We start from the raw sequence: 8,716 nt of genomic DNA, 5'->3' as shown, positions 1-8,716 counted from the left end.
CCATGGCTCGCAGCGACAGAACAGCCCATATTTATCCACTGTCAACAAGGAATTAGTCGCTCGGCCAGCGCTCTTTCCGCCTTCCTTCTTGAAGAGTCCAAGGACTCCGTAGAAAAAACCATCGATTTACTCCGAACACATAGACGCTGCATCAATCCTAACCTTGGTTTTGTTGCACAATTATTAACTTTCCAAAAATCTCTCCCTCCGTCTCCCCCCTCAGAACCCACTGTGCAACCACAAAGCTCTATGCCATTTGCAGATAGAAACGCAGCCAATAGTGAAGCAGCTGAAATAGTAGCACAACCACCTCAGCTATAAAACGATAAGTGACTTAGGTTTTGAAACAATTAGCAATTAAGATACAATCAGCTGCAATAAAACAATGATATTTTGATTGCAGCTTGTATTTATTTTGGCATTGAAATAGTTTAACTATAGATAGATATAGCGCCTACGAACCGCGCGTTTTCGTCGAGTGAGCTTTTCGTTTTGCTGAAGATTTTTTTATAGCAACTTGCTTTTTAGCTGTAGTTTTTTTCGCTGCTGATTTTCGCGCAGCTTTTAATTTTAATACAGCTTTAGGAAAGTATTTTTTAAATTCTTTCTCGAACTGTTTTTTCTCTTTTTTCAAACTGTCAATTTCTTCTGCTTTACCCACCATACTATCGGTAACTTCATCGGCCCAACGTGCATATTTATCTGCCAACCAGGTCCATATTTTTTGAATCTTGCGTGATTTTTTCATCAACTCAGCCGCTTCTTTATCCAGTTTTTTAAGCTCATCCTCAGCTTCACTAAGCTCATCACACAAGGCTTTATAGCGTAATTTCTTAACTTTAGTGATATCTCCAGCATTTTCATGGCCAGCTTTATCTTTAGGAAATTTATAAGCATTACTATACTCTGACTTTGTGCCAGATTTAATTTCCACATAGACATACCAATCACGCTTAGCGTCTAGTTGTCCACATGGACCGGCAAGCTTGGCCTGCGCATAAGAAAACACATTCACAGCAGGCGCTAAACGGTCAATTAATGCATAAGTTTTGCAGTCAGTAATATAAATATAGCGCCTCCCTCTCGCTTTAGTCTTGATTGATCCTAATAATTTAACCAGCGGCCCACCAACTTTTTTGCGCCGCCCCATGCCCAACGTGATGCTTGTCATTACTTTTCTCCTTGTAATAAAAAAACGTGCACTTGACATGCTAACATGTCGGATATAAAAAAAGCACCCAAAAGGGTGCTTTTTTGTGTCCAGTAAAATGACCTAATCAATAAGGTGATCTAGATAATCGACCAATTTACATATGCTCAATAATGACATTACCAAATTCAGAGCAACTGACTTTTGTCGCATCTGCCATTAAGCGCTCAAAGTCATACGTCACACGTTTAGAAGCAATCGCACCTTCCATGCCTTTAACAACCAAATCAGCCGCCTCAGTCCACCCTAGATGGCGCAGCATCATTTCAGCAGAAAGAATCAAAGAGCCTGGATTAACTTTGTCTTGGCCTGCATATTTAGGTGCTGTGCCATGAGTCGCCTCAAATACGGCAACTTTATCATTTGAATTCGCACCTGGCGCAATACCAATCCCACCAACCTGGGCTGCTAAAGCATCAGAAACATAGTCACCATTCAGGTTTAAAGTCGCAACAACATCATATTCAGCTGGGCGCAATAAAATTTGTTGTAAAAATGCATCAGCAATCGAATCTTTAATAATAATTTCTTTGCCAGTTTTCGGATTTTTAAATGAGCACCAAGGGCCGCCATCAATTTCTTTAGCGCCAAATTTTGTTTTCGCAACTTCATAGCCCCAATCTTTAAATGCACCTTCGGTAAACTTCATAATGTTACCTTTATGCACTAACGTAACTGAGTCACGATCATTATCAATGGCATATTGAATCGCGCACTCAACCAAGCGAGAGGTACCATCCTTAGAGACCGGTTTAACACCAATACCCGATGTTTCAGGGAAGCGAATTTTTGTTACACCCATGTCATTCATGAAAAAATCAATGACTTTTTTTGCTTCTGGTGTACCTGATTGCCACTCAATACCCGCATAAATATCTTCTGAATTCTCACGGAAAATCACCATATCAGTTTTTTCAGGCTCTTTTAATGGGCTTGGCGTACCTTGGTAATAACGTACCGGGCGCAAACAAACATACAAATCTAACTCTTGACGAATTGCCACATTTAAAGAACGAAAACCACCACCGACAGGGGTCGTCAACGGGCCCTTGATAGAAACTGCATAATCTTTTAGAGCATCTAATGTTTCTTGAGGTAACCAATCACCATTATATTTGTCATTCGCTTTCTCGCCGGCATATACTTCCATCCAAGCAATTTGACGATCTTTACCATAGGCTTTATCAACCGCAGTATCCACCACTTTTTTCATCACCGGCGTCACGTCAACACCAATACCATCCCCTTCGATAAAAGGAATAACGGGCTTATTTGGAACATTCAATGCACCATTCGCATCAAAAGTAATTTTCTCTCCCCCAGCAGGAACTTGAATATTAGACATACGTGTTTCCTCAATTTGTCAATTTGGCTTATTATAAATTCAACTTGCTATTATACACATCAGTGCAAGCAACCCACAAATATCTTACATGAACTCATAGATTATATGATAAAAATCACCTGCAATAAGGATTAAATATTAAGTATTACTACAGCTAATTGTATAAAAACTTACAGCACTTGAACAAGGTCAACACATTAACGTTACTCATCAGCTCATGCACATAAAGCACTATCTATACAGCAAGGCTATAAAGAGTTTATTTAAAAGTCACCTTCAAGTTATTTATTAACTTAAATTGCAAACAATACGCATAGGAAAGTAGGTTAAACCAAATAAATTAAACTAAATAAAACCTTTATTTTTAATTCTAAAAATCTATTTAATATCAATTTCACTCTGACTCATTTTATCCAGCTCAGCTTTTTGCGCTTGAATCACTTTTGTTTGTTTTTGTAACAAGTGCTGAATCAAAGTTTCTTGATCCTCATCCAAAATAACATCAAAGTTGACAGCAACATGATAGTAACCATCACTCACCTTCTCACATGAAACCACAGTCCCAAATGTACGTATATAGACATAACGGGGCAATAAAAAAAAGTTAATCTCTAACTGACGTGTTGCAGGCGGATTAAAGGTATCAAATGCAATCCCTGTCGCACTTAAGCTGACCTTTTCAGGCTCCTGCTGTCGCCGATTATCACCATACAGTTTATAATATGCCTGGAATTTATGCATAAACAAGTCAATGCGTTCATTCATTAAATCAAGACATACCGCAATATCGGGTGCATGACTTTTTAAATGAGAAATAGCAGCCTGTAACTTTTGCTCAATACGATAGAGCTCTCCCCCTTGTCCATAGTCTTTTTCCTGACTCAGCTGTTCAATACCAGCAACAAGCTCTTCTGCCGATACCGCTCGCCACTCTAAAATCACTTGATCATCAAGACGAAAATAACGTCGCCGGGGGTCATCTTCCACCATGGGTTGTCCTCCTTTTTCCTACTATAATATCCTTCTAAAATCCTTCTAAAGTACGTTCACTTAAGCGTTAACATTAAAAAGTAGCCTAAACATAGACTAAAAGTCATCAGGCAGTCCGATCTCTTCATCATCAATTGAAAACTCTCCGCCTTCTTCGTCTTTACCAAACACAACGGTAATCTCAACACGACGATTCTTTGAACGATTCGCTGCCGTTTTATTGTCCTCTAACGCCTGAGTATCTGCATAGCCAACCACCATAAAGCGCTTTTGCTCTAAACCTTTATCACGAAACAAGGCTAAAGCAACAGACACCGCTCGTGCAGCAGATAAATCCCAATTAGAACGAAAACGTGCATTTGAAATGCGTAAATTATCTGTATGCCCTGCAACAATAATATTGCCTTTGGTCTTTTTTAACACATTCGCAATTTTTGCAATCACCGGTAAAAACGTGGGTCTTACCCACTCCGAACCCGATTGGAAACTCTCACCTTCTTTTAAGCGAATAATCACTTTTTTATCTTCAAGCTTGACAGAGATTTTATTTTCCTGAACCTCTGCTGCCAGCTGCCGCTTGGCTACTGTCTCAAATTCTTTGGCTTTTTTTTGCGCTGTTTTATCCTGAACTTGATCCGTCGGATTAAGCTCAGGGCGCTTTTCTTTGGCCACTTGCTGAATGGTCTTCACCGGCGTTGGTACGGGTTTGCCCGGACTAAACTCTTGCTTAATAACACTGGTACCTTTTGGAATATCTTCCACGCGAATTTGCCGCTGCACACCAAAGGCAAATTTCATGCTACCGGCCACCCGCTTATACTTTTGCACATCCATTTCTGAAAACGAGAGTAATAGCACAAAAAAACACATCAACAGTGACATTAAATCGGCAAACGTTGCCAGCCAAGGGGGCAGCCCTTCGGGGCACTCTTCTTCAGGCTCGTCGTCATCAGCACTGCTCATGCCTTAGCCCTCTTCTTCAACCGGTCGCTTCGCTGCTGGCAGATAATTCATCAACACATCACTTAAAACACGTGGATTTTGCCCCGCTTGAATCCCTAATACCGCATCAATCACTAAGCCTTTGGCCAGATACTCTTCGTCACTGCGTAACTTTAACTTACCGCCAATCGGTGCACAGAACATATTTGCAATCATCGCTCCATACAAGGTCGTTAATAATGCAACTGCCATTGCCGGGCCGATTGACTTAGGGTCATCCATATTCGATAACATCTGTACCAAGCCAATTAATGTGCCAATCATCCCCATCGCTGGAGCAATAACCTCCATGGTTTTGAAAATACTTTGTGCTGTTTTATGGCGCTCCAGCGTTAACCCCATATCTTTTTTCATTGTCGCGCGCACAACATCCGCCTCTTGCCCATCAACCAGCATCTGGATACCTTTTTGCATAAACGGATCTGGAATCTCTGCTCCCTCTAGAGAAAGCAGCCCCCCTTTACGCGCTGCATCTGCCAGCTCAACTGACTTTTCAATCAAATCTCCCACTTTAGGCAACTTAGTAAAAAAAGCTTTCATCGCCACTTTTACCGCACTAAAAAACTGGCCCATGCCATAAAACATCATGACAACAAAAATACTGCCTCCCAGTACAATCAACAGTGATGGGACATTGATAAAAATACCAATGTCCCCTCCCAGTATCATTGCCATCATGATGATGCCAATAGCACCTAACATGCCAAGCAGGGTCGCTAAATCCAAGCGTTATACCTCTAATGATCGCTTTCCCCTTTAACCCTTAATTGTAGTTCATTTCGTTCTCCGGCTTCATTCTCTTTGAAAATCACGCTACAATAGCCTTCGCAAATTTTACAAATAATAATATAGCTAGATATAGCTAGTTAATAATGGCCACCTGATAAACATGAGCTCTAAATTACACTCTTGGCGACAACAATTTAATACGCAATTATCTCAATGTATTAAACAATACCCTATTCAAGATGACCTGCTTAACAAGGCCATACACTACAGCCTTGAAGGCGGCAAACGAATTCGCCCCCTACTTGTTTATGGAACAGGTCACGCATTAGATATACCGATCGAGCAACTACATCCTTGCGCTATCGCTGTAGAGATGATTCATGTCTACTCGCTGATTCATGACGATTTACCTGCCATGGACAATGATGACCTGCGCCGTGGACGACCCACCTGTCATAAGGCCTTTGATGAGGCAACTGCCATCCTGACGGGGAATGCCTTACAAATGTTGGCAATAGAGCAGCTTTGCCAAGACCACAGCAACAATACAATCACCTCAGGCATTTCAAGCGATCAACGCATCCAACGCATCCAGACCCTCTGCCAAGCCAGTGGTGGACTCGGCATTGCCGCAGGGCAGTCACTGGATCTACAAGCAGAAAATAACAGCCAGCTCTCTTTACTCGAGTTAGAACGCCTACACCGTTTAAAAACAGCCGCACTAATACAAGCAAGCGTGCGTATCGCAGCACTAAGCGCTAAACATATTACGCCACAACAGCTAGAAAACTTAGACCAGTACGCCGCAAAAATAGGCCTCGCCTTTCAAGTACAAGACGATATTCTCGACCTTGAAAGCTCAACAATACTGCTCGGTAAACCAGCAAAAAGTGATTTGAAAAATAATAAATCCACCTACCCTCGTTTACTTGGCCTAAAACAAGCAAAAGCCAAACTGGAAGAACTATATCAAGAGGCCCTAGAAGCACTGTCCTTAATCAGTCACGGAAATAACACCGATGCATTGATTGAAATCGCCGACCTAATTATTAAACGTAACCATTAGCAATATTAGTGGTTGATTTTAGAGGAAATGATTATCAATCTGCTAAAGTAGATTTAGAAAATCAAATAAATATCTTATTAATCAGCATATTACACGTTTAAATGACTCTAATTTAACAAGCCTGTGCTTGATTATTAATAAGAATTACACTACATTGTCTACCTTACAAATTTAGTAAAGTAGATCTAAAGCTCGATTATTGAAGACGACATGAGGAATAATATGCCTACATCCAGTATTGCGGATATCCAAAATTTAGAAGATCCTCGCAATATTCCAATTAACCACGTCGGCATTCGCCAAGTGCGCCACCCTATTCAAATATCAGATCGTTCACATGCTGTACTTGGCACTGTGGGCACCTTTAAAATGTACGTCGATCTGCCCGCGCATGTCAAAGGCACTCACATGTCACGCTTTATTGCTCTATTACACGAACATGAACAAACAGCTTACTCTGTACAAAATTTTAATCAGTTAACATTAGCAATGACTGAGCGATTGCAAGCTCAACAGGGCTTGATTGAGATGCAGTTTACCTATTTTCGCAAGAAAACAGCGCCTATCTCACAACAGCAAAGCTATTTAGATTATGAAGTGACTTTTTTAGGCAAAGCAGATGGCAATAATGCACAAACCAACCTAAAAGTGGTCATCCCCGTCACCAGTTTATGTCCTTGCTCTAAAGCAATTTCAAAGTATGGCGCACATAATCAGCGTTCGCATATTACCGTTGAGATTGAAACCTGTGATCTGGTCTGGGTTGACGACCTTATAGAACTTGCCGAAGCCCAAGCTTCAAGCGAGCTCTATGGCTTAATTAAGCGTGCTGATGAAAAGTATGTCACAGAAACTGCCTATGAGAACCCAAAGTTTGTTGAAGACCTGGTACGTGATGTTGCTGAACAACTCAATCATGATCAGCGGATCAGCGCATATAAAGTAGAATCAGAAAACTTCGAGTCCATTCATAATCATTCGGCCTATGCAGTGATAGAGCAACGTAAAAAACCACATACAGACAGTCCCTGCTCTAAAATAGAAACGGAATAAAGCAACTGCACTCAACAGTATGACTGAACTTATACCTACTATCTAAACGGTTTACTTTACTCTGTTTCTTAATTGCTATAGTTTTAGTTGTCATAAGAAAGCGATAGCTTATCGAACCATAAAACTTAAGGTTATAGAAAATAGTAAATTTAAGTAGATGAGACAGATTATGAAGATTTTTGTTGTACTCTTCACATTGATACTCTTAAGCGGCTGTGCAACCACAGCAAAGTATCGTGCTCAAGTCGAGCGCTGGAAAGGCCATGATGTTAATGACTTAATCCAAGCCTGGGGGCCACCCGATACAACATTCAAGATGCCAAACGGCAACCTATATTACAGTTATCGCGTTAATAACATCAACCGACTGCCAAGCTATTATGTTCCGGGCAACACCACCGTATCAGACCGTGATGGCAAAACTTATATCACAACCTCAGGAGGTTACCAAACTGGTGGTGGTACCATAAAATCCAACTGCACAACCTCCTTTCAAGTCAACAAAAAAGATATCATTATTGGAACTCATTTTCAGGGTAACGCTTGCGTCTCAAATTAACAATTCATCTAATTTGTTTTTTCTCTGCTTACTCTCTCTAACTTTAACTACACTAGGAGTTAGGGGTGAGTAGACAGGGGGTCACTAAATCTTCAGCAGGAGGCATAGAATACAAAGGTCTAGAGCAAACAGATGAAGATCAAGGCATTAGCAAACAGCCTACAGTTTAAAATCTACACTCTGCTTGCAGTTACCATTACGATGACCCTAACAATTACTGGCATCATTGAATATTTAGGTGACAAAAACTCTCTACAACAGCAATTAAAGCAGGACGCTCTCATCTCTAGTCAGCGCATTGCCTCAAGTCTTGCTGAACCCTTATGGAATCTAAGCCACACACAGGTACAGGCAATTTTAAAGTCTAACTTAAAATCTCGTGAAATTCAGGCGTTGCAAATCAAATTGCAACCAGGCAATAAAATCATCACCACTTATAAAGATAGCAATAACAAAATCATTCATATCTCAAAACCAATAGTTAATAGCAATTATAATGACAGTATTATCCTTCCTATCAAATACCGCGATGAAACCGTTGGTAAACTCACTTATTTTATTGATTCATCAAGTATTAATGAGACTTTAACCAAAATTATTTATAAACAAGGCTTACAAACCTTTATTCTTAACCTGTTAATTATTGCTGCGACTTACATTTTGATTTCAAAAATTATTATCAAGCCGTTATAGCGCTGGATTAACAGTTTCTGACATAATATCAGTAGGTTAAAAAATACAATAAGGAAAAACGATGCCTTC

The 8,716-nt window shown here is 40.3% G+C and carries 10 protein-coding genes; 5 read left to right on the top strand and 5 right to left on the bottom strand.

All coding sequences use genetic code 11. The annotated features are described in order from the left end of the window. Positions 1-321 (top strand): dual specificity protein phosphatase family protein (locus tag C200_RS07065; protein WP_033923720.1); only part of this gene is annotated, 321 nt, incomplete at its 5' end. Between the two features lie 133 nt (positions 322-454). Here the strand turns inward: C200_RS07065 and C200_RS07060 are convergent. The 5 genes from C200_RS07060 to pomA all read right to left on the bottom strand — a co-directional run bounded on the left by C200_RS07060 (position 455) and on the right by pomA (position 5,273). Further along, positions 455-1,171: a hypothetical protein gene (locus C200_RS07060; protein WP_032126500.1), complete on the bottom strand. Its 717-nt coding sequence runs from the start codon at positions 1,169-1,171 to the stop codon at positions 455-457. 136 nt (positions 1,172-1,307) lie between these two features. Beyond that, positions 1,308-2,555 (bottom strand): NADP-dependent isocitrate dehydrogenase, encoded by a 1,248-nt coding sequence (icd, locus tag C200_RS07055; RefSeq protein WP_016211118.1) that lies wholly within the window; start codon positions 2,553-2,555, stop codon positions 1,308-1,310. A 378-nt stretch (positions 2,556-2,933) separates the two neighbouring features. Beyond that, on the bottom strand, positions 2,934-3,545 hold the full coding sequence (locus C200_RS07050) for a PilZ domain-containing protein (RefSeq protein ID WP_032126499.1): 612 nt from the start codon (positions 3,543-3,545) through the stop codon (positions 2,934-2,936). Positions 3,546-3,641: 96 nt separating this feature from the next. Further along, on the bottom strand, positions 3,642-4,508 hold the full coding sequence (locus C200_RS07045; protein WP_016211122.1) for a MotB family protein: 867 nt from the start codon (positions 4,506-4,508) through the stop codon (positions 3,642-3,644). Between the two features lie 3 nt (positions 4,509-4,511). Continuing rightward, entirely contained in the window at positions 4,512-5,273 is a 762-nt protein-coding gene (gene pomA, locus C200_RS07040) for a flagellar motor protein PomA (protein WP_016211119.1), read from the bottom strand. A 163-nt stretch (positions 5,274-5,436) separates the two neighbouring features. Between pomA and C200_RS07035 the strand changes: the two genes are divergently transcribed. The 4 genes from C200_RS07035 to C200_RS07020 all read left to right on the top strand — a co-directional run bounded on the left by C200_RS07035 (position 5,437) and on the right by C200_RS07020 (position 8,647). Next, entirely contained in the window at positions 5,437-6,342 is a 906-nt protein-coding gene (locus C200_RS07035; RefSeq protein WP_016211128.1) for a polyprenyl synthetase family protein, read from the top strand. Between the two features lie 222 nt (positions 6,343-6,564). After that, entirely contained in the window at positions 6,565-7,395 is an 831-nt protein-coding gene (folE2, locus tag C200_RS07030; RefSeq protein ID WP_016211125.1) for a GTP cyclohydrolase FolE2, read from the top strand. Between the two features lie 157 nt (positions 7,396-7,552). Next, entirely contained in the window at positions 7,553-7,954 is a 402-nt protein-coding gene (locus C200_RS07025; RefSeq protein ID WP_230584160.1) for a hypothetical protein, read from the top strand. Between the two features lie 132 nt (positions 7,955-8,086). Beyond that, positions 8,087-8,647, top strand: coding sequence for a hypothetical protein (locus tag C200_RS07020; protein WP_032126498.1), 561 nt, complete (start codon positions 8,087-8,089; stop codon positions 8,645-8,647). The last annotated feature ends 69 nt before the right edge of the window (positions 8,648-8,716 follow it).

The sequence above is a fragment of the Piscirickettsia salmonis LF-89 = ATCC VR-1361 genome, assembly GCF_000297215.2.
Taxonomy (GTDB): Bacteria; Pseudomonadota; Gammaproteobacteria; order Piscirickettsiales; family Piscirickettsiaceae; genus Piscirickettsia; species Piscirickettsia salmonis.
The sequence above is the reverse complement of the archived record's forward strand: the minus strand, read 5'-3'. Positions and strand labels throughout refer to the sequence as shown.